Below are 21,359 nucleotides of genomic sequence, written 5' to 3'. Positions count from 1 at the left end.
GGTCAGCGGTCGCCCGGCTTGCGGATCACCTCGAACAGGCTGGTCCAGCTGTCCCGGCCGTGCCCCGCCGCAACGGCCCGCTCGTAGTGCTCCTGCACCGCGAGCGGCAGCGCGAGATCGATGCCAGCGGCGCGGCTGGCGCCGACGATGTGGTCGGCGGTCGCCGCCATCATGGCGACGTTGGCACCGTCGTCGCGATGGTCGCCGACGTCGAACCGGGTCGCGGACTCCGACAGCATCGACGCGGCCAACGCGAACGTCTCCGCGGAATAGGGCACGAGTTCGGTGGCGGTCACCCCGGCCGAGCCGACGAGCGCGGCGGCGTGCGCGAAGCTCGACAGCGCGGTCAGGAACACCTCCAGCTGCGCCTGGTACCAGAGCTGCGCGAGCGCCGGGTCCGCACCGCGATAATCGGGTCGGCCGATTGCGGCGAGGGTCTGCCGGTGCGCGTCCATGGTTGCCGCGGAGCCGCTGTAGAAGACGTAGGCGCCGTCTCCCCCGACCATCGGGGCGGGCACCATCACCCCGCCGACCAGGAGGTCGGCGCCCCGATCGGCGAGCCACCCGCTCGCGACCCGGGTCGCCTCGGGGGTGTCGGAGCTGAGGTTGACCACCACCCGCCCGGCCAGTGCGTCCCCGACCGTGTCGAGGATGTCGTACATCGCGCCGTAGTCGGTCAGGCTCAGGATCACCAGTTCACTCGCCCGCACGGCCTCGGTGGGTGTCGGGGCTCGACTCGCGCCCCTCGCGACCAGGTTGTCCGCGCGGCTCGCCGTCCGGTTCCACACGGTCACCGGGTGCCCCCTGTCGAGGTACGCGCCGGCCATGGCCTGCCCCATCGGCCCGAGTCCGATCACGGTGACCGGGACGTTCGCGCTGCTGCTCATTGTGTGCCCTTCCCTTTTCTCCTGCGGCGGTGTGCTGCTGACGGATCCGAGCCTGCACGGACCCCCTTGCGTATCGCTTGCGGTCCGCTGACGCCCCCTGCGATGTCGGTGATCTGCACTACCGTTGCGGCATGCGGTTCGGAGTCCTCGGCCCACTACGCGTCGAGGCCGCGCGCGGCGAGCCGATCGCGATCACCGAACCCAAGGTCCGCACGCTGCTCGCCGCGCTGCTGGTGCGGCCGGGCAGGCCGGTGTCCACGGATCGACTGATCGAGGCACTGTGGGGTGACGAGCCGCCGGCGAGCGCACCGAACACCCTGCAGGCCAAGGTTTCGCTGCTGCGCCGAGCGTTCGGGGAGGCCGAGCCGGGGGGACGGGAGTCGGTCGCGCTCGAGGCGTCGGGCTACCTGCTCAGGGTCGACGGCGATGCGGTGGACGCGGCCCAGTTCGACCGGTTGACGACGCTGGCACGGAGCGCGCCGGATCCTCGGGAGCGCGTCGCCCTGCTCGATCAGGCCCTCGGACTCTGGCGCGGTCCGGCGTTCGCCGACCACGCCGACCGTCCGTTCGCCCGGGGCGTCGCCGCCCGACTCGACGAGGCCCGGCTCACCGCGCTTGAGGATCGGGCCGAGGCCCGCCTCGAACTCGGCGAGCACGCGACGCTCGTCGCCGAACTGGCGGACCTGGTGGACCGCAACCCCCTCCGAAACCGGTTGCGCGGGGCCCACATGCGGGCGTTGTCTCGGGCCGGTCGGCAGCCGGAGGCGCTCGCGAGTTTCGCGCGGCTGCGTGCGCTCCTCGCGGAGGACCTCGGCCTGGATCCCGACCCGGAACTCATTGCCCTGCACACCGCGATCCTGCGCGGCGACCCCAGCGTGCTGCGGGCCCACGCGAGCGGTCCCCCGCCGCGGGGCAACCTGCCGGTACCGGTCGCCGCCCTCGTCGGGCGGGCTCCGGCGGTGGCAGGCATTCGCGCCGCGCTCGACGACTCGCGATTGGTCACCCTCACCGGCCCCGGCGGCGTCGGCAAGACCCGCCTCGCCGTGGAAGTCGCTCGGCAGCTGAGGGATTCGAGCCCGGACGGCATCTGGCTAGTGGAGCTGGCAGCACTGACACCCGCACCGGAGTCGGGCACCTCGATCATCGCCGATGCGGCACTGGCGGCGCTCGGCATCCGCGAGCACCTCCCCACTCCGGACCTCCCCGCGCCCGACACCGGCACCGACCTCCAGCGCCTGACCGAGGTCCTCCGCACCCGGCGGGCGCTGCTGGTGATCGACAACTGCGAACACCTGGTTGCCGCCGTCGGCCTCGTCGCGGGCCACCTGCTCGCCGCCGCCCCCGGCCTGCGGATCCTCGCCACCAGCCAGGCCCCGCTGGCGATCGGCGGCGAAAGACTGTTCGCCGTGGAACCGTTGGGACTCCCCCGTGGCGACGAGCCGATTGCGGAGTCGGCCGCGGTGCAACTGTTCGTCTCCCGCGCCGCCGCGTCGGCACCCGGCTTCGCGCTGACACCGGACAATGCCGCGGCGGTGGCCGCGATCTGCGCGCGACTCGACGGGATCCCCCTCGCGCTGGAACTGGCCGCACCTCGCGTCCGGGTGCTCGGCGTGGCCCGCCTGCTCGAGCGGCTCGAGGACCGTTTCGGGCTGCTGACCTCCGGCTACCGGGATGCGCCCCCGCGGCAACAGACCCTGCGCGCGATGATCGACTGGAGCAGTTCCCTGCTCACCGCCGCCGAGCGCACCCTGTTCCATCGGCTTGCCGTCTTCGCGGACGGCTGCACGCTCGAATCCGCCGAGGTGGTGTGCTCGGATGCGGGCATCGACGCGTCCGATGTGCTCGACCTGATCTCCGGTCTGGTCGACCGTTCGCTGGTGTCCGTTGCCGAGACACCGGACGGACCGAGATACCGACTCCTGGAGTCGATCCGCGTCTACGCCGCCGACCGGCTGGCCGAATCCGGGGAACGCGACGCGACGCTCGGGCGGCACTGCCTGCATTTCACGGAACTGGCCGAGACCGCCCGGCCACACCTGCATCGAGAGTCGCAGCCGGCCTGGCTGGCCCGGCTGGACGCGGAAGGCGCGAATCTGCGCGGCGCTGTGACCGTCGGCTGCGCCGACCACCCGGATCTCGGGCTGCGGCTGGCCGACGCGCTGACCTGGTATTGGGTGCTGCGTGGCAGGTTCACCGAGGCCGACCGCTGGCTCGGCGAGGCGCTGCGGAACGCCGGTGACCCGGAGAATCCGATCGCCATCCGAGCCGCCCACTGGCACAGCGGAATTCGAATTCTTGGTGACACACCAGACGGGTCCGGCGACCGCGGCACCGAGCCAACACTGCCACCGGCAGGCGGCGAGTTCCCCGGCCGGGGCCGCGCCACCTGGTTCCTCGCGTACGCGAGATACGGGGCCGTCGACGTGGTGGGCGGGCGTGCATGGGCGGACCTGGCGCTGGCCCGGCTGAGCGCGGAGGACGACCCGTGGGCGACGGGCGCGGCCCTGTGCACGCGGGCCCAGTGCCACACCGGACCGGACGCACTGGCCGCGACCGCCCGCGACGGCGAGCGGGCCATGTCGATCTTCCGGGAGCTCGGCGACCGTTGGGGTCAGGCCCAGGCTGCCTACCCGCTCGCCACTGTCGCGGAAGTCACCGGCGACTACGCCCGCGCGCGGGGCCTGCACGCCGACGGTCTCCGGGTGGCTCGGGAGCTCGGCCTGTGGCGCGAGGTGACCGATCGACTGTGCGGCCTGGCCCGAATCTCGCTCCTGACCGGTGATCTCGCCGCGTCCCGCGAACTGCACGAGCGGTCACGGCGCCTTGCACGGGAACACGGGTACCGGAACGGGGAGGTGTCCGCCGAGATCGGGCTCGGACTGACGGACCGCCGAGCCGGACGCCTCGAGGAGGCGGAACCCCGACTCCGGTCGATGCTCGACTGGGGCAGGCGCAGCGACTTCGGTCCGATCACCACGCTCATGCTTGCCGAACTCGGCTTCCTCGCCGAGCTGCGCGGCGACGCCGACCACGCACGCGCACTGCACGAGGAGGGGCACGCCGCTGCGCTGCGCCTCGGCGACCCCCGGGCTGCGGCCCTGGCAATGGAGGGCCTTGCCGGGGCCGAGGTGCTGGCGGGGTGGCCTGCGGCGGCCGCCCGACTGCTCGGCGCCGCGGCGGCCGCCCGCGACTCGGTCGGTGCACCGCTGCCCGGGGGCGAGCGTGGCGACGTCGACCGGATCACGGCCGCGGCGACGAGCGCGCTTGGCGCGGCAGGCTTCGAGCGCGCCTTCGCCGCGGGTGCCACCCGGGCGACCCCGGCGGGTGACGGTCACCGAGCGGGGACGTGACCAGGCAACCCGTCCAGAAACGCTTCCACCGCAGCGCGAAACTCGGCAGGCCGGTCGTCGTGCACCAGATGCCCGGCGCCCGCGACCAGTTCGTATCGCGTCGTCGATCCCCGTTCCGTCTCGGCCATCGCGCGCATCTGACCGGGCGGGGTGATGGTGTACTCCCCCTCCAGGAGCAGTGCGGGCGCCCGCACCGCCGACCACGGCGCCCAGAAGTCGCGGGTACCCCACTCCTCCGAGATGTCGCGCCACACCGGCACCTCACCGTGCAGGTGAAATCCGTCCTCCCGGCGCTCGAACGAATCCATGAAGTACTGCGCGGCAACGGGTCCGAAGAAGTCGACCATGTGCTGCTCGTCGCGGAACGGCGTCGGCCAGGCACCGATCATTGCCGCCCAGTCCGCTGCGGTACGGCCACGGAAGTCCGGCGCCATGTCCTCGACAACCAGGGCGCGCACCCGGTCGGGGTTGGCGGCGGCGAAGCACCAGCCGTGCAGCCCGCCCATCGAGTGGCCGATCACGGTGATCTGCTCCTCGAGCGGCGCGAGCGCGGCGGTGAGGTCGTCGACGAACGCCTCGGTGGTCAACCGTGGGGGTGCCGGTCGGCCGTGGCCCGCCGCGTCGAAGGTGTACACGTGCCCGTGCTCGCGCAGCCACGGCACGTGTCGGCGCCAGGTGCGGGCACTGCCCATCAGCCCGTGGAGCAACAGAATCGGTCGGCCCGTCCCACCCTCGTCATGCAGCACGGCACCGAGGCTAGCCCGGTACCGTGCCGCAGTTGCGCAGTCTCCCGGATCAGTCCCGCCGGGGGGCGGGAACCGCGGTGTACCGACGGCGCCGGATCAGCGGCGCGGCGGTGATCGCGAGGCCGACCAGCGCCACCCCGGTCACCAGGACGAGGCCTGGACGGAACTGCGCGAAGCCCGCGCCCGCCGCCTCGGCGGTGTGCGAGCCTGCCGTGACCAGCGCCGTGGTCAATGCCAGCACGAGGGCGGCCCCGACCTGGGCGGAGGTCTGCACCAGCCCCGACGCCAGCCCCTGCTCCGCGTCGTCCACCCCGGCGGTGGCCTGCGCCATGATCGAGGTGAAGCCGAGCGCGAACCCGACGCCGAGCAGGATCGCCGCGGGCAGGATGGCCACCACGTACGACGGCTGATCGTTGCCGACGAACAGGAACCACAGGTAGCCGAGGCTGAGCGAGGCAAGCGCCGCCAGGATCATCGGCGAGGTGCCGAACCGGTCGATCGGCCGTCCGACGAACGGCGAGGCAACGGCGACGATCAATCCGGTCGGGAGCAGCGCCAGCGCCATCTTCAACGGCGACCAGCCGAGGACCGACTGCAGGAAAATCGTCATCATGAACTGGAAGCTCAGGTAGGAACCGAACAGCGCAACGATGCTGAGATTGGCGCGCACGATGGTGCCGACCCGAAGGATGCTCAGCCGCACCAGCGGGTGCGCCACCCGGTTCTCGACCAGGAAGAACGACGCGAGCAGGACGGCGGCGAGCGCGAACGATCCAAGGGTGAGCGGATCCGCCCAGCCCCGCGACGGGGCGGAGACGACGGTGTAGACGGCCAGCATCATGCCCGCGACGAGGGTGATCGCCCCACCGAGGTCGTGACCACCGCTGTCGGCGGGTCGGTCCCGTGGGATCAGCACCCACGCCGACGCGAGGGCCGCGGCCGCGAACGGCACCGGCATGAGGAATGTCCAGCGCCAGCCCGCGCTGGTGAGCAGCCCCCCGAGGATCAGGCCGGACGAGTAGCCGCTGGCACCGAACACCGAGAAGATCGATAGCGCCCGGTTGCGGGCAGGCCCCTCCCTGAAGGTGGTGGTCAGGATGGACATCGCGGTCGGGGCGGTGAACGCCGCGGCGAGGCCCTTCACGAAGCGCGTGACGATGAGCAGGGTTCCGTTGTCGACGAGGCCGCCGATCAACGAGGCGACCGCGAAGACGGCCAGTGCGGCGAGGAAGACCCGGCGACGGCCGAGCAGGTCGGCGGTGCGCCCACCGAGCAGCAGCAGGCCGCCGAAGCCGAGCACATAGCCGTTGATGATCCACTGCAGGGAGGTCGTGTCGAGGCCGAGTTCGGTGCCGATGGACGGGAGCGCGACGCCGACCATCGAGACGTCGAGTCCGTCCAGGAACATCACGACGCAGAGCACCGCGAGGATCCCCCACAGCCGGCCGGTCCAACCCTGCTGCGGGACTGAGGAATCCGATGTCGTTGGGTTCGGGGCGGTTTCGGTGAAAGTCACGCCAGCCAGACTAGATGCATGTGCAATCAATGCACAAGCATAAATTCTCTTTGCATTTATTTTCCTTGCACTGATCTGTGGGCCGCACTATGATGCGGCCATGACCTCAGAAGCGGAGCTGCGCGAGAGTTGGCGCGCCCTGCTCAGCCGGTACAACGGCATCGCGTGCGAGCTCGACCGGCGGATGCAGAGCGCACACGGGCTGAGCATGAGCGACTTCGAGACGCTGGACCGGCTGGTGTCGGTCACCTGCAGGCATCCCCGCATGCAGGAACTGGCCGCCGACATGTACCTCAGCCCGAGCGCGCTCTCCCGCAGCGTTGCCCGCCTCGAGAAGGCGGGCCTGGTGGCGCGATCACTGTGCGAATCGGACCGTCGCGGCGTCTTCGTCGACGTGACCGACACCGGACGCGCGGTGCACGCCGATGCGGGCAGGACCCAGATGGCCGTGCTGACCGAGCATCTCGGCGACGGCGCCGCCACCGCCGAGTGAGGTCGCGGTCTTCGCAGGAATCGGGAGTACCCTCTCGGCCATGGCAGTGGTGAAGATCAACGCAATCGAGGTGCCCGAGGGCGCCGGTCCCGAACTCGAGAAGCGCTTCGCGCAGCGCGCCGGAACCGTTGAGAACTCCCCCGGGTTTCTCGGCTTCCAGTTGCTGCGCCCGACCGGTGGGGAGACCCGCTACTTCGTGGTGACGCAATGGGAATCGGAGGACGCCTTCGCCGCGTGGCGGGACGGCGACGCCCGCGCCGCGCACGCGGGTGAGGCGAAGAAGCCGGTCGCGACCGGCGCCTCGCTGCTCGAGTTCGAGGTCGTGCTCGACGTCGCGGCAAAGCAGGGCTGACCACAACGGTCCTGCGCGTGCCTGCCCGGTATTTTGCGCGGCAGGCACGCGGTGGTCGCAGCCACGATCGGCGACATCCTGACCGGATTCGCCCGCGGCACGGCCGGTTCCGTACCGCGGGCGGGGGATTCGTCCCAATTGACACGGCGGGCGCCTCGGTGCGACAGTGCGCCAGTAATAGCGATGTCGGACGGGAATTCCGGTGCAACTCCGGAGCGGTCGCGCCACTGTGATCGAGGCACTGCCTCGACAGCCAGACCCCGCCGCCATCGCATGGACTTTGCGGGACGCGTTTATCCCAGGAGGAACCTATGGCTGTCGTTCACACCCCCAGCACGTCGACCGAATCGGTCGGTGTCGCGTTGATCATCGCGGGTGTCGTCCTGCTCGCGATGCTGACCCTGTACCTGGTCGGGTTCGACCAGGGCGCGGTCTCGCGCACCGGCATGTACATGCACGAACTGATGCATGACGGTCGCCACCTGCTGGGCCTGCCGTGCCACTGACCGAGAACTTCACGAAACTCCTCATCCGCGGCCTGCTCGCGGGCCTCGTCGCGGGCCTGCTTGCCGGCGCCGTCGCCTTCGTGATCGGCGAACCGCACATCGATGCGGCCATCGCGATCGAGGAGTCCGCCGCCCCGGCGGAGGACCACGCAACCGACGCGGGCGCGCACGGCGGGGCGACAGCCGAGGAGGGGCACTCGCACGGGGAGGATGCCCTGGTCAGCCGCGACGGCCAGCGCATCGGCCTGTTTCTCGCGACCACGCTCGCCGGCCTCGCGCTCGGCGCGATCTTCGCCGTCGTCGCGCATTACGCGCGGCGGGTCACCGCCATGTCCGGTCCGGCGCTCGCACTGGCGTTGGCCGGGGCCGGTTGGCTGGCGATCGAGGCGGTGCCGTTCTTCAAGTACCCGGCGAACCCGCCCGCGGTCGGCGACCCCGACACGATCAATCAGCGCACCTGGCTGTGGCTGGCGACGGTGGTCCTCGGACTGGTTGCGGTCGGTGTCGCCGCGTACGTGGCCCGGCTCGTCGCGTCGACCGGTTACCTGTCCGTGCAGGTCGGGGCGCCGTCCCTGGCCTTCCTCGCGATCGTCGCGGTCGGCTATGTGCTGATGCCGGGGGTCAACGAGGTCGGGGAGGACTTCCCGGCAACCCTGCTGTGGGAGTTCCGGGTCTCGTCGCTGGCGATCCAGGCAACGCTGTGGCTGGCACTCGGCCTCGGTTTCGCGTTTCTCACCGAGCGCGCCGGGCGTGCGCAGCGCGCGCCCGCCATCGCCAGCTAGCCCGACCCCCCGGCACCCAACGTTCCCTAATGTCACATTCGGTCACCTCACGATCCCGAATGTGACATTAGGGAACCCGCGGGTGGGGTCAGACGGCGCAGGAGCCGTCGGTGCAGGAGCCGTCGGCGTCCGACGCGCCTGCGAGGGTGACGATCGGGTTGGCGTCGGCGTACGCCCGCTCCAGCAACTGGGTGAACACCTCGACGGGCTGCGCACCCGAGACGCCGATTGCACGGTTGGCGACGAAGAACGGGACCCCGGTGACGCCGAGCGCGCGGGCCTGCTCAACGTCGTCTCGGACACGATCCGCCTCGGCGTCGGCGTCCAGTGCCGCCCGCGCGGCGCCCGCGTCGAGTCCGACCTCGGCGGCGATCGCAACCAGTTCGTCCCGGTCGTCGACGACCCGGCCCTGCTCGAAATGGGCGCGGAACAGCGCGGACATCAGGTCCTCGCCACGCTCCCCTGCCCAGTGAATCAGCCGGTGCGCGTCGACGGTGTTGGCGGCGATGACGGTGTCGAAGTCCATGACCAGGCCGTCCGCGGCCGCGGTGCTCGCGACGTGCGCGAACATCTGCTTCACCTGGGCGGCGGGCATGCCCTTCATCTCGACGAGGGCGTCGACCTCGGGGCGCCGCAGACCGACCGGGGTGTCCGGGGACAGCAGGTACGACCGCCACACCACCTGCACCCGGTCGCGGTGCGGGAACAGCGCAAGCGCGGTATCGAAGCGCTTCTTGCCGATGTAGCACCACGGGCAGGCGATGTCGGACCACACCTCCAGCACGACGGTGGTGGCTGCGGACTGGTCAACGGGTTCGGGAGTCACGAATGGTTGAAACGTCCACCATCGACATCTTGTTCCTGCACGCGCCCCGAACCGGGCTTGACCATCGGCCTACTCCGCGGCGGGGCAGTCCTTCACTGCCTTCACGTTTCCGTCGATGTTGCAGCTGCCGCCGAGATTGGTGGCAACGGCCGGGGCGGCAACGACGCCGACCGGGAGAGCGGCCAAGACGCCGACCAGGGCGATCTTGGCGGCGAGACGGCGAGCGGGAGCCTTGGCGGAGTTCGTCACGGGGAGTGATCCTCAGTTCGTCGGCACAAGTGCTACCCACGGCATCGGCCATTGGACCTTCGGATGCCATTCACCCTGTGCCAGGTACTTCCAGGGAGATTCCGATATTTCAAACGGAATTCCGCGCTTCACGGTGTATTCACCTGTCAGTGCGGCGGAATCCAGGATAACCGAGAATTCGCCGGGTGACGAGGGTCAATCTTTTGTACGGAATCAAACGAGGGCGGCGTCCAATGTGATGTCGACGCCGGTCAGTGCCTTGCTGACCGGGCATGATTCCTTCGCCGCCTGCGCAACCGACGCGAAGCCGTCGGCATCGAGTCCGTCGACCTCGGCGCGCACGGTGATCGCGATTCCGGTCAGCTTGAATCCGGGATCGTCGGGGCCGAGGCCCACCACCGCGGTCACCTCGAGGCTTTGCGGCACCCCGCCCGCCTCCCCGATCAGCGCTGACAACTGCATCGCGTAGCAGGCCGAATGGGCGGCCGCGATCAATTCCTCCGGACTGGTCGCGCCGTTCGCGGCGTCGGCGGCCCGGGTGGGGAAGGAGACGTCGAATGTCGCCAGGCCCGAACTGGTCAGTTCCGTCTGACCGGACCCATCCTGGAGAGTGCCGTTCCATGCGGTGCGTGCGGTACGAGTGGGCATGCGTCCCAGTCTCCCCCCTCCCCGCCGCCCTGTCGTGCCGGACGTCGGACGGGTCCGGTCACCGCCCGGACCGCGCCATCGGCTCGGTCGCATCCTCGGCGCGGTACCGCTCGAGGAGCGCCAGCTCCGAGTCTCGCTTCGGGTACATCAGGAACACCAGCGCCGCACCGAGCAGCACGATTCCGATTGCCGCCGCGTACGCGCGACCGTCACCGGCAAGGAACGCCGCTCGTGCGGCGGCAAGGATCGATTCCGAGTACTGCGGGTAGCGCTCGGCGATGTTCACGGCGCCGGCGAACGACTTCTCCAGCGCGGCCTGCGTCTGCTCGCTCACCGCCGATGCCTGTGGGGTGGCCGCGATCGTGGCCGCGAACGATGCCGAGTATCCGGCCGTCAGTAAGGACCCGAGAACGGACTGCACGATCGCTCCGCCAAGGTCACGCTGGAGATCGGCCGTGCCCGAGGCCATTCCGGCCCGGAACACCGGAACCGACCCGGTCAGCGAATGCGAGGCCGGGGTGCCCGCCAGCCCGACACCCGCGCCGAGCAGCATGAAGCCGAGCGCGATCCGCCAATAGTGCGCCGTCTCGTCCCACATCAGCCAGGCCACCAGCAGTCCAGCGACGATCGCGACATACCCGGCAAGCAGGGTGAAACGCGACCCGTGCGACTCGACGAGCCGCGCCGATCGGGGGGCCACCAGAACCATCACCAGCGCGGCGGGCAGGGCCGCCGAGCCCGCCGCGAGGGTCGAGTAACCGAGCACGTTCTGCAGGTACTGCTGGCTGATGTACATCGCCCCCATCAACGCTCCGAACACGATAATTCCCGCGACCGCAGCGACCCAGAAGATCCGGCGTCGAGCAATGTGTAAGTCGTACAAGGGATTCCGAGCCCGTGCCTGCCGGATCACGAACGCGATGCCCGCGGCGAGCGCGATCCCCAACGCGGAGATCGCGGTCACCGCCATCCCGTCGACGGGTGCGAAGTTGATCCCGAGGACCAGCGCCGCGACCAGGACCACCGACACCAGGCCCCCGAGGTGGTCGACCGGATCGGTGGACTCGTTGACGTGACTCGGCACAACCAGCACCGTCATCGCCAACGCCACCAGCGCGAGCGGGATCGTCACCAGGAACACCGACCCCCAGTCGAATCGCTCGAGCAGCGCACCCGCGACCAGCGGACCGAGCGCGGTGAGCCCACCCCCGATCGACGACCACAGGGCGATCGCCCGGGTCCGCGCCTGCCCCGACCACAACGCGGTGATCAACGCCAGCGTCGTCGGATACGCCAGACCCGCGCAGACGCCGCCTGCCACGCGCGCCGCGAACAGCACCTCCGGGTTCGGCGCGTACCCGGCCAGCAGCGACACCGGTACCGACAGCGTCATCCCGAGAATCAGCATCAGCTTCCGGCCGTAGCGGTCGCCGACCGCACCGAGATAGAGCACCGACGCGGCGAGTCCCACCGAGTAGCCGACGGCGATCAGATTCAACTCGGTCTGACTCGCGTCGAAGGCCCGCCCGATGTCCGGCAACGCCACGTTCGCGACCGCCAGGTTCAGATTCGCCACCGCAGCAACGAGAATCAGCCCCGTCAGCACGAGCAGGGCGCGCGCGGGCCGAGCATCGACATTCATGGCCACCGGTCAAGTGGACACCACCCCGACTCCGCCCGCCACCCGATTCCCCCTGCCCGCGCCCACGGACGGTGTAGCCTCGACAACCGAACCCCGTTGAATCGCGACGATCATGCCGTTCCCGGGAGGAAACATGGCTGTAGTCCACTCACCAAGCAGCGCGACGCAGTCGATGGGCGCGGCCCTGCTCGCCGCCGGAATCGTTCTCCTCGCACTTCTCGCCCTGTACCTGGTCGGATTCGACCAGGGCGCGATCTCACGCACCGGCATGTACATGCACGAACTGATGCACGACGGCCGCCACCTTCTTGGCCTGCCGTGCCACTGACCCGCGCCGCGCGGATCACCTACTGAGCCTTTCGCGTTGTCGCACACATCTTTTCGAAGGACTCGACATGAGTTCACCCCGCACGTTCGACGACCTCCAGAGCGAGGTCACCCGCATCTCCCCCACACTCCGCACTCCCCTCGACTCCCCCTACACGATCTCCAACGACCTGTTCGCCACGCTTCGCCATGTCCTGCACGACGTCGGCGGGCAACCCGACCTGCCAACGCCGTTTCTGGAGAAGGTCGAGGAGCAGTGGGAGATGAACACCTACGTCACCTGCGAATGCCTTGGCTGGCGCGGGGTGTGGAACTCCGAGGAGCGCAGGCGGGCCGAGAACGATCTCGGTGCCACCCTGTACTTCGGGTTGCCGTACTACGCACGCTGGGCAACCGTCGCCGCAAAGACGCTGATCAACAAGGGCCTAGTCACACCCGATGAACTCTCGGCAAAGCTGGACGAGGTTCGGGCCAGGCTGACCGGGGCGCGCGCGGAGGCACCGTCATGACCAGATTCGAGATCGGCGATCGCGTCACCGTCCGCGACGCAACGACCATGTTCCACACCCGGACCCAGGCCTACACCCGAGGCCACACCGGAATCGTCGTCGAACACCGTCCCGACTGGGTGATCCCCGAGGACGAGGCGTGGGGCCGCGACGACGGCCGCACCGAGCCGTTCTACGTGGTCCGCTTCCGGCAACGCGAGCTCTGGCCGAACTACACCGGATGCGACGGCGACACCCTCGAAACCGAATGCTCCGAGCGGTGGCTCGAGCACGCCAAGGAGGAGTCGCAGTGAACGACAGCCACGACCAGCACGCACCGATTCAGGAGTCTCCCGAGGTCAGCGAGTTCGAGGTCCTTGAGACCGCGATCCGCGAACTCGCCATCGAGAAGGGCCTGTTCTCCCACGAGGACCATCGCCGGTTTTCCGAATGGGCGGAGTCGATCGGCCCGGCGGCCGGGTCGCGTCTGGTCGCAAAGGCATGGACGGATCCGGAGTTCAAGGCCCGCCTGCTCGCCGACGGCACCGAAACCTGCGCGGAGATCGGCATCGACTGGCGCGACCCCACCGGATCCGGAACGCCGAGCGACTACACCTGGTTCTACGTCCTGGAGAACACCCCGACCGTGCACAACGTCATCGTGTGCACCCTCTGCTCCTGCTATCCGCGCCCGGTCCTTGGCATGTCTCCCGACTGGTATCGCACCCCCAACTACCGGCGTCGGCTGGTGCGCTGGCCGCGGGAAGTGCTCGGCGAGTTCGGGCTGCACTTCCCTGCCGACGTCGAGGTCCGGGTGCACGACTCGAATCAGAAGTCACGGTTCATGGTGATGCCGATGCGCCCCGAGGGCACCGAGGGCTGGACGGAAGACCAGCTCGCTTCGATCGTCACCCGCGACACGATGATCGGTGTCGCGCTGCCGCAGGCGGACTGGACCGCCACCGAGTCGCCGACCGAGGTTGGCGCGTGATGGGCGGCACCGGATATCAGGTGCTGCTGTCCACCCTCGCCCCGGGAACTCGGCGCGAGGAGGCCCTGCCCGAGCTGGACGGCCCGCCGTCACCGTGGGAGTCGAGCATGCAGGCCACGTGCGAATGCCTGTCCTGGCGGGGCGCGCTGGACAATCTCGACCGCCGCAACGCGGAGGACGCACTCGGGGAGTCGGTCTACGTCGGGTTCCCGGTCCGCGCCAGATCGGCGATCGTCACCGCCCACACCCTGCTCGAGCGCGGGGTGATCACCGAGGACGAGTTGCGGGCGAAGATGCTCGCCGTCCGCGCGCGCTTCGAGCGCGAGTGAGGCCTCACGGACATTGACGACCTGACGGCCGAGACCCTGACGGCGGCCCGGACCCGGATCGACGAGACGCTGCTCGGAATCGTCCGGGAGCTGGTGACGTCCATCGACGCTGACCGGGGACCGACCGAGCGCCTCGACCGGGCGTCCCGCGCCTGACGCTCCCGCAACCACCACCGGGCACAGGGACGACGAACGCCCCGCGAGCCTTCGCTCGCGGGGCGTTCGTCATGCGTGACCTACTCGGCGCCGCCGCCCTCGGCCGGGGCCTCGCCTGCCTTCGCCATGTCGACCGGCAACGAGTCCGGCACCGCGACCGGCCGCGGGCTCGGGGCGAACGTGAACTTCGCGTCCTCGCCCGCGCCCTCGCCGTCCCAGCCCTCGACGTCGACCAGGACGATCTGACCGGGGCCGACCTCGTTGAAGAGGATCTTCTCCGACAGCTGGTCCTCGATCTCGCGCTGGATGGTGCGACGCAGCGGCCGCGCACCGAGCACCGGATCGAAGCCGCGCTTCGCGAGCAGCGACTTCGCCCGCTCGGTCAGCTCGATGTCCATGTCCTTGTTCTTCAGCTGCTTCTCCACCCGGCCGATCATCAGGTCGACCATCTGGATGATCTGGTCCTGCGTCAGCTGGTGGAAGACGATGATGTCGTCGATGCGGTTGAGGAACTCGGGACGGAAATGCTTCTTCAGCTCGTCGTGCACCTTGAGCTTCATCCGCTCGTAGTTCGACTCGTTGCCGCTACCGGAGGTGAAGCCAAGCCCGACCGCCTTCGAGATGTCGGCGGTGCCCAGGTTCGAGGTGAAGATCAGCACGGTGTTCTTGAAGTCGACCGTGCGGCCCTGACCGTCGGTGAGGCGGCCGTCCTCGAGCACCTGCAGCAGCGTGTTGTAGATCTCCTGGTGGGCCTTCTCGATCTCGTCGAACAGCACGACCGAGAACGGCTTGCGGCGCACCTTCTCGGTGAGCTGGCCGCCCTCCTCGTAGCCGACGTAGCCGGGAGGGGCACCGAACAGTCGCGACGCGGTGAACCGGTCATGGAACTCGCCCATGTCGATCTGGATGAGCGCGTCGTCGTCGCCGAACAGGAAGTTCGCCAGGGCCTTGGACAGCTCGGTCTTACCGACGCCGGACGGACCGGCGAAGATGAACGAACCGGACGGACGCTTCGGATCCTTCAGGCCAGCGCGGGTACGCCGGATCGCCTTGGAGACCGCCTTGACCGCGTCCTCCTGACCGATGATCCGCTTGTGCAGCTCATCCTCCATGCGGAGCAGCCGGGTGGTCTCCTCCTCGGTCAGCTTGAACACCGGGATGCCGGTCCAGTTGCCGAGCACCTCGGCGATCTGCTCGTCGTCGACCTCCGCGATGACGTCCAGGTCGCCGGAGCGCCACTGCTTCTCACGCTCGGCGCGCTGCGCGACGAGCTGCTTCTCCTTGTCGCGCAGGCTGGCGGCCTTCTCGAAGTCCTGCGCGTCGATCGCGGACTCCTTCTCCCTGCGGGCGTCGGCGATCTTGTCGTCGAACTCGCGCAGGTCCGGCGGCGCGGTCATCCGGCGGATGCGCATCCGGGCACCGGCCTCGTCGATGAGGTCGATCGCCTTGTCCGGCAGGAACCGGTCGTTGATGTAGCGGTCCGCGAGGGTGGCCGCCGCGACCAGTGCGCCGTCGGTGATCGAGACGCGGTGGTGCGCCTCGTACCGGTCGCGCAGGCCCTTGAGGATCTCGATGGTGTGCTCGACCGTCGGCTCGCCGACCTGCACCGGCTGGAAGCGGCGCTCGAGAGCGGCGTCCTTCTCGATGTACTTGCGGTACTCGTCGAGGGTGGTCGCGCCGATCGTCTGCAGCTCGCCGCGGGCCAGCTTCGGCTTGAGGATCGACGCCGCGTCGATCGCGCCCTCGGCCGCGCCCGCTCCGACGAGGGTGTGCAGCTCGTCGATGAACAGAATGATGTCGCCGCGGGTGTTGATCTCCTTGAGGACCTTCTTCAGGCGCTCCTCGAAGTCACCGCGGTAACGGCTGCCCGCGACCAGGGAACCCAGGTCGAGCGTGTACAGCTGCTTGTCCTTGAGGGTCTCGGGGACCTCACCGTTGACGATCGCCTGCGCGAGACCCTCGACGACGGCGGTCTTGCCGACGCCGGGCTCACCGATCAACACCGGGTTGTTCTTGGTGCGCCTGCTGAGCACCTGCATCACCCGCTCGATCTCCTTCGAGCGGCCGATGACCGGGTCGAGCTTGCCCTCGAGCGCGGCCTGCGTCAGGTTGCGGCCGAACTGGTCGAGGACCAGCGAGGTGGACGGGGTCCCGGCCTCGCCGCGGCCGCCGCTGGTCTCCTGCGGCTCCTTGCCCTGGTAGCCGGACAGCAGCTGGATGACCTGCTGACGGACCCGGTTCAGGTCGGCGCCGAGCTTGACCAACACCTGGGCGGCGACGCCCTCACCCTCGCGGATCAGGCCGAGCAGGATGTGCTCGGTGCCGATGTAGTTGTGGCCGAGCTGCAGCGCCTCGCGCAGGCTCAACTCCAGCACCTTCTTGGCGCGCGGGGTGAACGGGATGTGACCGGACGGGGCCTGCTGGCCCTGACCGATGATCTCTTCCACCTGGCTGCGCACGCCCTCGAGGGAGATGCCCAACGACTCCAACGACTTCGCCGCAACACCCTCGCCCTCGTGGATGAGGCCGAGCAGGATGTGTTCGGTGCCGATGTAGTTGTGGTTGAGCATCCGGGCCTCTTCCTGGGCCAGGACAACAACGCGCCGTGCGCGGTCGGTGAACCTCTCGAACATCGCTCTCCCTCACGTTCTTTATGGGTAGATCCCCAGCGGGATTTACGAGCCGCACCTCCCACTGTAGTGGCCGGTGATGCGGCCTGCGCCGCCTCCATCCCATTGACAACGGGGACAGTCTGCATGCTTACCCGTGACAACGCGGCATCCAGGTATTTCGTTTCCACCGGCCGCTACGCCAACAGCGAACACCGGGAGACCGACCGGTCTCGTATCCGTCCGGCCAAGTCGGGACCAACGGCCCTAGTCGCCCGATTTCGCCAGGCCAACACTGGTCCTCACACCGCACAGTGAGGACAACGCCATGGACGCGCTCATTCCCGACACCGAGGTGGTGCGCACCGCCGTCGACCTGGCGTGCCGGGCACCGTCGGTGCACAACAGCCAGCCCTGGCGGTGGCGGTACGACGCGGGCCGACTCGAACTGTCCGCAGACCCGGCCCGGCTGCTGGTCGCCGCCGACCCCCGCGGACGCCAGCTGATGATCAGCTGCGGCGCCGCATTGCAGCATCTGACCGTCGCGTTGACCGCGCTGCGCTGGCAGACGCACATCGACCTGTTTCCCGACCCCGCCCGCCCGCAACTGGTGGCGGCGATGCGGTTCGCCAACAACGCCCGGCCACAGTCGCACGACTTCGACCTGCTCGCGGCGATCCGGCGCAGGCGCACCGACCGAACCGCGTTCGCCCCGCTGCCCGACACCCCGCTGCTGCGGAACCTGCTCGGCGCGGCAGGCGCGGAGGTGACGGTGACATTCCTGGGCGCCGACGCCCGCCCCGTCCTGGCGGAGGCGACCGCGTCGAGCCTGGCCGCGCGCCGCTACGACGCCTCCTACCAGGCGGAACTGCGCTGGTGGGCGGGCCATATCCGGGACGGTGACGGCATCCCGGAGGCCGCCCTTGCCACCCGCACCGAACGGCAGCGCGTACCGGTCGGTCGCAGGTTCCCCGATCCGCACGGCGCGACCCGCACCGACGACGGCCCCGACGACGAATCGACCGTCCTCGTCCTGAGCACCACCGCCGACGACGCCGCCGCGTGGCTCCGGTGCGGCCGGGCGCTGTCCGCGATCGCGCTCGAAGCGACGGTGCAGCGGCTCGCGACGTGCCCGCTGACCCATCTCACCGACATCGACCGCAGCCGGGACATCGTCCGGACGCTGATCCCCGGCGCGGAGGTGCCGCAGCTGCTGCTGCGGGTCGGAATCCCGACCCGCCCCACGCCACTCAACGACACCCCGCGCCGCCCGATCGTCGAGGTCCTGACCTTCGGGTGACGCTCAGCCGACCACCGGCGGAACGAACACGCACGGGACCGGCCGCGGATGCGCCGGATCGAGCGCGTTGAGCACCAGGGCGGCGGCAACGGGTTCGCCCGCGATCGACAGGTGGTCGCCGAAATCCTGGGCGCAGTGATCCTGGACGACGATGTTGGTCGCGTTCGGGCCCTCCTCGTAGCCGCTGGTGTACGGCACCACCAGCTCGTCGTACCGGGTGAGGATGTTCGTGTAGGTGACGCCGGGGGCGTAGACGCCGCCGTCCCGCAGCTGGGTCATGAACCGTGAGCCGGCAAGGAACTGCCCGCACGCGCCGCACAACGGTGCCATCACCGGGCCCGCCGCGTCGACACCGAGATCGCGGTACGACGCGAGGGCACGGGGCAGGTCGAACGCGCCCTCCCCCTTCCACAGCGGTGCGAGGGACACGTACCGGTCGACCTTGTCGGCGCCGCCGAGATATTTCACCCAGTAGGTGGGCATCAAGGTGCCCTGGGAGTGTCCGATGATGTCGACCTTGGCCGCCCCCGTCGACGCCAGCACCCGGTCCACGAACGCGCCCAGTTCGGCCGCGCTCTCCTCCATCGGCCGCATCCCGCCGATCGCGTTCAACGGCCAGGGCAGCTGCTCGTAGGCGCCGTAGGTCAGCGAGTAGACGCAGTACCCCTCGTTGGCGAGGAGTGGCGCATAGGTTGCCCAGTTGGTCTGCCGGTTTCCGCCGGTGCCGTGGACGAGGACCACCGGATTCGGGTGCTCCGCGGTCGGGGTGCACGACCAGTCGTTGGAGCCGGGCGCGGACCCGCCGGGATTGCCGAGTTCCAGGGGAACGCCGGCGAGGAACTGGTAGGGCACGGGCAGCGGCGTCGCGCCCGCGACGCCGCCGAAGAACAGGGACGCAATCCCGACGAGAACCGCGCCGACTCTCGCCGCGACGACATTTCGCACCCGCACGTCATTCCCCCTGATTTTCGCACCGTGTTCGCCTGTCCGCGCAGGCTAGCAGTGCAGCCGGACGCGGACAGGCGAAACGTGCGAGTAGGGACGACGGTTCAGTTCGCCTTGTTGTAGAGCTCGGTGATTTCTGCGGAGATTCGTCCCCGCGCGGAAACCGGGTGACCATTTCGTCGTGCCCACTCACGGATCGCCGCGCTCTGTTCCCGATCGGCAGCGACCCGCGACTTTCCTACCGCTGGAGCGGGCTTTCCACGCCGCCTGCCGGTCGACCGGCGGGCGTGCGCGACCCATTCCTCGAGCTGATCCCGCAGTCGCGCCGCGTTCTCCGAGGAGAGATCGATCTCGTAGGTCACCCCGTCGAGCCCGAACTCGACCGTTTCGTCGGCGGTCGATTCCTGATCCACGTCGTCGATAAGAGTGACGGTGACCTTCTTTGCCATGTCCCGAGTTCCCTTCGAACAATTCCGTATTCCGGGCCCCGCGCACCGGATTCCGCGAGTGTACCCCCGGGGCGAGAATTGCGAGTGCTCGAGCTCGACAAATCTATTCGAAATGGATCAGCGTGCGGATGGGCGCACAATTGGGAACAGGATCGTTTCCCGGATACCCAATCCGGTCAACGCCATCAGCAGCCGGTCGATGCCCATCCCGGTCCCCGTCGTCGGGGGCATGCCGTGCTCCATCGCCGCGAGGAACTCCTCGTCCAACGCCATCGCCTCGTCGTCGCCTGCCGCGGCGAGGCGGGCCTGGTCGACGAAGCGGTCCCGCTGGATGACCGGGTCGACGAGTTCCGAGTACCCGGTCGCCAGCTCGAACCCCCGGACGTACAGGTCCCACTTCTCGGTGACCCCGGGCAGGCTCCGATGCTGCCGGGTCAGCGGCGACGTCTCGACCGGGAAATTGCGGACGAAGGTCGGCTCGTTCAGCTGATCACCACACTGGTGCTCCCACAGTTCCTCGACGAGCTTGCCGTGGCCGTACCCCTTGTCCTTCGGCACCTCGAGCCCGACCTTCGCGGCAAGCGCGAGCAATTCGTCGACGGTGGTGTCCGGCGTGACCGATGCCCCGATCGCGGCGGACAGCGACGGATACATTTCCATCGTCTTCCACTCGCCGCTCAGGTCGTACTCGGTCCCGTCTGCGAGGGTGACGACCTGGGTGCCGAGCGCGTTCTGCGCGACCTCCTGGATCAATTCGCGGATCATCGTCGCGGAATCGTCGTAGGTGCCGTAGGCCTCGTAGGTCTCGAGCATCGCGAACTCGGGCGAATGCGTCGAGTCGATGCCCTCGTTGCGGAAATTGCGGTTGATCTCGAAGACCTTTTCGATTCCGCCGACGACGCAGCGCTTGAGGAACAGCTCCGGCGCGATCCGCAGGTAGAGGTCGATGTCGAGCGCATTCGAATGCGTGACGAACGGACGCGCGGCGGCCCCGCCCGCGATGGTCTGCAGCATCGGGGTCTCGACCTCGAGGAATCCGCGCCGTTCGAGCGCGTTGCGCAGCTCACGCACCACCGCGACCCGCTTGCGGGCCATCTCCCTTGCCTCCGGGCGCACGATCAGGTCGACATACCGCTGCCGGACCCGGGATTCCTCGTTCATTTCCTTGTGCGCGACCGGGAGCGGACGCAGCGACTTGGCGGCGAGCTGCCAGGAATCGGCCATCACCGACAGTTCACCGCGACGCGAGCTGATCACCTCGCCGTGCACGAACACGTAGTCGCCGAGATCGACGTCGGACTTCCACGCCGCGAGCGCGTCCACACCGACGTTCGCGAGGCTGAGCATTGCCTGCAGCTGGGTGCCGTCGCCCTCCTGGAGGGTCGCGAAGCACAGCTTGCCGGTATTGCGGACGAAGATCACCCGGCCAGCGACGCCGACCTGCTCGCCGGTCGCGGCGTCCGGCTCCAGGTCGGGGTACTTCGCCCGGATCTCGGCGAGGGCGTGGGTGCGCGGCACCGAGACCGGGTAGGCCTCCTGCCCCTGCTCGAGGATCCGTTCCCGCTTCTCGCGGCGGATGCGCAGCTGCTCGGGGGTGTCGTCTACAGGTTGGGCGGGTGCGTCACTCACGGAAGACAAGACTAACGGTTCGTCACCGTGGGTGGGTTTTCCCCCCATTGGGGGGGGAAGTCCGCAGCGTGGGGGAGTCGCCCCAGGCGTCCAGCAGCGGAGCCGAACCCGGGGTCCGAGCGCGAGGACGAACCGGGCG

22 protein-coding genes are annotated in these 21,359 nt (G+C 69.3%); 11 read left to right on the top strand and 11 right to left on the bottom strand.

The annotated features are described in order from the left end of the window. Positions 1-2: 2 nt before the first annotated feature. Complete coding sequence (locus tag ACWF62_RS01880) at positions 3-887, bottom strand: NAD(P)-dependent oxidoreductase (RefSeq protein ID WP_378507451.1); 885 nt, start codon at positions 885-887, stop codon at positions 3-5. 131 nt (positions 888-1,018) lie between these two features. On the opposite strand from ACWF62_RS01880, the gene ACWF62_RS01875 reads away from it, so the two are divergent. Beyond that, positions 1,019-4,237, top strand: a complete 3,219-nt coding sequence (locus tag ACWF62_RS01875; RefSeq protein ID WP_452629298.1) for a BTAD domain-containing putative transcriptional regulator — start codon at positions 1,019-1,021, stop codon at positions 4,235-4,237. On the opposite strand, the gene ACWF62_RS01870 is transcribed toward ACWF62_RS01875, so the two are convergent. Together ACWF62_RS01870 and ACWF62_RS01865 are read right to left on the bottom strand one after the other, a co-directional pair. Beyond that, the gene (locus tag ACWF62_RS01870) at positions 4,219-4,983 is read right to left on the bottom strand and encodes an alpha/beta fold hydrolase (protein ID WP_378507453.1); all 765 of its coding nucleotides are present in this window, start codon (positions 4,981-4,983) and stop codon (positions 4,219-4,221) included. The genes ACWF62_RS01875 and ACWF62_RS01870 overlap by 19 nt on opposite strands. A gap of 49 nt (positions 4,984-5,032) precedes the next feature. Continuing rightward, on the bottom strand, positions 5,033-6,499 hold the full coding sequence (locus ACWF62_RS01865) for an MFS transporter (RefSeq protein ID WP_378570386.1): 1,467 nt from the start codon (positions 6,497-6,499) through the stop codon (positions 5,033-5,035). A 100-nt stretch (positions 6,500-6,599) separates the two neighbouring features. Between ACWF62_RS01865 and ACWF62_RS01860 the strand changes: the two genes are divergently transcribed. The 4 genes from ACWF62_RS01860 to ACWF62_RS01845 all read left to right on the top strand — a co-directional run bounded on the left by ACWF62_RS01860 (position 6,600) and on the right by ACWF62_RS01845 (position 8,632). Then, on the top strand, positions 6,600-6,992 hold the full coding sequence (locus tag ACWF62_RS01860) for a MarR family winged helix-turn-helix transcriptional regulator (RefSeq protein ID WP_378507455.1): 393 nt from the start codon (positions 6,600-6,602) through the stop codon (positions 6,990-6,992). A gap of 40 nt (positions 6,993-7,032) precedes the next feature. After that, positions 7,033-7,344, top strand: coding sequence for an antibiotic biosynthesis monooxygenase family protein (locus ACWF62_RS01855; protein ID WP_378507456.1), 312 nt, complete (start codon positions 7,033-7,035; stop codon positions 7,342-7,344). 311 nt (positions 7,345-7,655) lie between these two features. Next, positions 7,656-7,850 (top strand): CbtB domain-containing protein, encoded by a 195-nt coding sequence (locus ACWF62_RS01850; protein ID WP_378507457.1) that lies wholly within the window; start codon positions 7,656-7,658, stop codon positions 7,848-7,850. Next, positions 7,841-8,632, top strand: coding sequence for a CbtA family protein (locus ACWF62_RS01845; RefSeq protein ID WP_452629297.1), 792 nt, complete (start codon positions 7,841-7,843; stop codon positions 8,630-8,632). The genes ACWF62_RS01850 and ACWF62_RS01845 overlap by 10 nt, the downstream gene beginning before the upstream one ends. 88 nt (positions 8,633-8,720) lie before the next feature. Here ACWF62_RS01845 and ACWF62_RS01840 read toward each other — a convergent pair whose 3' ends face one another. The 4 genes from ACWF62_RS01840 to ACWF62_RS01825 all read right to left on the bottom strand — a co-directional run bounded on the left by ACWF62_RS01840 (position 8,721) and on the right by ACWF62_RS01825 (position 11,997). Continuing rightward, positions 8,721-9,458 carry a DsbA family oxidoreductase gene (locus tag ACWF62_RS01840; protein WP_378507459.1) on the bottom strand — a complete coding sequence of 246 codons (738 nt, stop codon included), beginning with the start codon at positions 9,456-9,458 and terminating at the stop codon, positions 8,721-8,723. A gap of 69 nt (positions 9,459-9,527) precedes the next feature. After that, positions 9,528-9,707 carry a hypothetical protein gene (locus ACWF62_RS01835; protein WP_452629296.1) on the bottom strand — a complete coding sequence of 60 codons (180 nt, stop codon included), beginning with the start codon at positions 9,705-9,707 and terminating at the stop codon, positions 9,528-9,530. 213 nt (positions 9,708-9,920) lie between these two features. Continuing rightward, the gene (locus tag ACWF62_RS01830; RefSeq protein WP_378570392.1) at positions 9,921-10,355 is read right to left on the bottom strand and encodes an OsmC family protein; all 435 of its coding nucleotides are present in this window, start codon (positions 10,353-10,355) and stop codon (positions 9,921-9,923) included. A 58-nt stretch (positions 10,356-10,413) separates the two neighbouring features. Continuing rightward, positions 10,414-11,997 (bottom strand): MFS transporter, encoded by a 1,584-nt coding sequence (locus ACWF62_RS01825; protein ID WP_452629371.1) that lies wholly within the window; start codon positions 11,995-11,997, stop codon positions 10,414-10,416. Positions 11,998-12,130: 133 nt separating this feature from the next. Between ACWF62_RS01825 and ACWF62_RS01820 the strand changes: the two genes are divergently transcribed. From ACWF62_RS01820 to ACWF62_RS01800, 5 genes are all read left to right on the top strand, one after another. Further along, positions 12,131-12,325 carry a CbtB domain-containing protein gene (locus ACWF62_RS01820; protein ID WP_378507462.1) on the top strand — a complete coding sequence of 65 codons (195 nt, stop codon included), beginning with the start codon at positions 12,131-12,133 and terminating at the stop codon, positions 12,323-12,325. Positions 12,326-12,392: 67 nt separating this feature from the next. Then, a complete protein-coding gene (locus tag ACWF62_RS01815; RefSeq protein ID WP_378507463.1) occupies positions 12,393-12,833 on the top strand; it encodes a hypothetical protein in 441 nt (146 codons plus the stop codon). After that, complete coding sequence (locus tag ACWF62_RS01810) at positions 12,830-13,126, top strand: SH3-like domain-containing protein (RefSeq protein WP_378507464.1); 297 nt, start codon at positions 12,830-12,832, stop codon at positions 13,124-13,126. Before ACWF62_RS01815 ends, ACWF62_RS01810 begins: the two co-directional genes overlap by 4 nt. Continuing rightward, a complete protein-coding gene (gene scnC, locus ACWF62_RS01805; protein WP_452629295.1) occupies positions 13,123-13,803 on the top strand; it encodes a thiocyanate hydrolase subunit gamma in 681 nt (226 codons plus the stop codon). The genes ACWF62_RS01810 and scnC overlap by 4 nt, the downstream gene beginning before the upstream one ends. Further along, a complete protein-coding gene (locus ACWF62_RS01800; RefSeq protein ID WP_378507466.1) occupies positions 13,803-14,132 on the top strand; it encodes a ScnB in 330 nt (109 codons plus the stop codon). Before scnC ends, ACWF62_RS01800 begins: the two co-directional genes overlap by 1 nt. A gap of 236 nt (positions 14,133-14,368) precedes the next feature. Here the strand turns inward: ACWF62_RS01800 and ACWF62_RS01795 are convergent, their stop codons facing one another. Beyond that, complete coding sequence (locus ACWF62_RS01795; protein WP_378507467.1) at positions 14,369-16,921, bottom strand: ATP-dependent Clp protease ATP-binding subunit; 2,553 nt, start codon at positions 16,919-16,921, stop codon at positions 14,369-14,371. A gap of 304 nt (positions 16,922-17,225) precedes the next feature. Here ACWF62_RS01795 and ACWF62_RS01790 point away from each other — a divergent pair, with 304 nt between their 5' ends. Beyond that, positions 17,226-18,197 (top strand): Acg family FMN-binding oxidoreductase, encoded by a 972-nt coding sequence (locus ACWF62_RS01790; RefSeq protein WP_378507468.1) that lies wholly within the window; start codon positions 17,226-17,228, stop codon positions 18,195-18,197. Between the two features lie 3 nt (positions 18,198-18,200). Here the strand turns inward: ACWF62_RS01790 and ACWF62_RS01785 are convergent, their stop codons facing one another. The 3 genes from ACWF62_RS01785 to lysS all read right to left on the bottom strand — a co-directional run bounded on the left by ACWF62_RS01785 (position 18,201) and on the right by lysS (position 21,220). After that, entirely contained in the window at positions 18,201-19,142 is a 942-nt protein-coding gene (locus ACWF62_RS01785) for an esterase/lipase family protein (protein ID WP_378507469.1), read from the bottom strand. Between the two features lie 104 nt (positions 19,143-19,246). Continuing rightward, the gene (locus ACWF62_RS01780; protein ID WP_378507470.1) at positions 19,247-19,591 is read right to left on the bottom strand and encodes a histone-like nucleoid-structuring protein Lsr2; all 345 of its coding nucleotides are present in this window, start codon (positions 19,589-19,591) and stop codon (positions 19,247-19,249) included. A 117-nt stretch (positions 19,592-19,708) separates the two neighbouring features. Beyond that, positions 19,709-21,220, bottom strand: a complete 1,512-nt coding sequence (gene lysS, locus ACWF62_RS01775; protein ID WP_378507471.1) for a lysine--tRNA ligase — start codon at positions 21,218-21,220, stop codon at positions 19,709-19,711. Between the last annotated feature and the right edge of the window lie 139 nt (positions 21,221-21,359).

Source organism: Rhodococcus sp. NPDC054953 (genome assembly GCF_053609225.1).
This window is presented reverse-complemented; position numbering and strand designations above follow the sequence as displayed.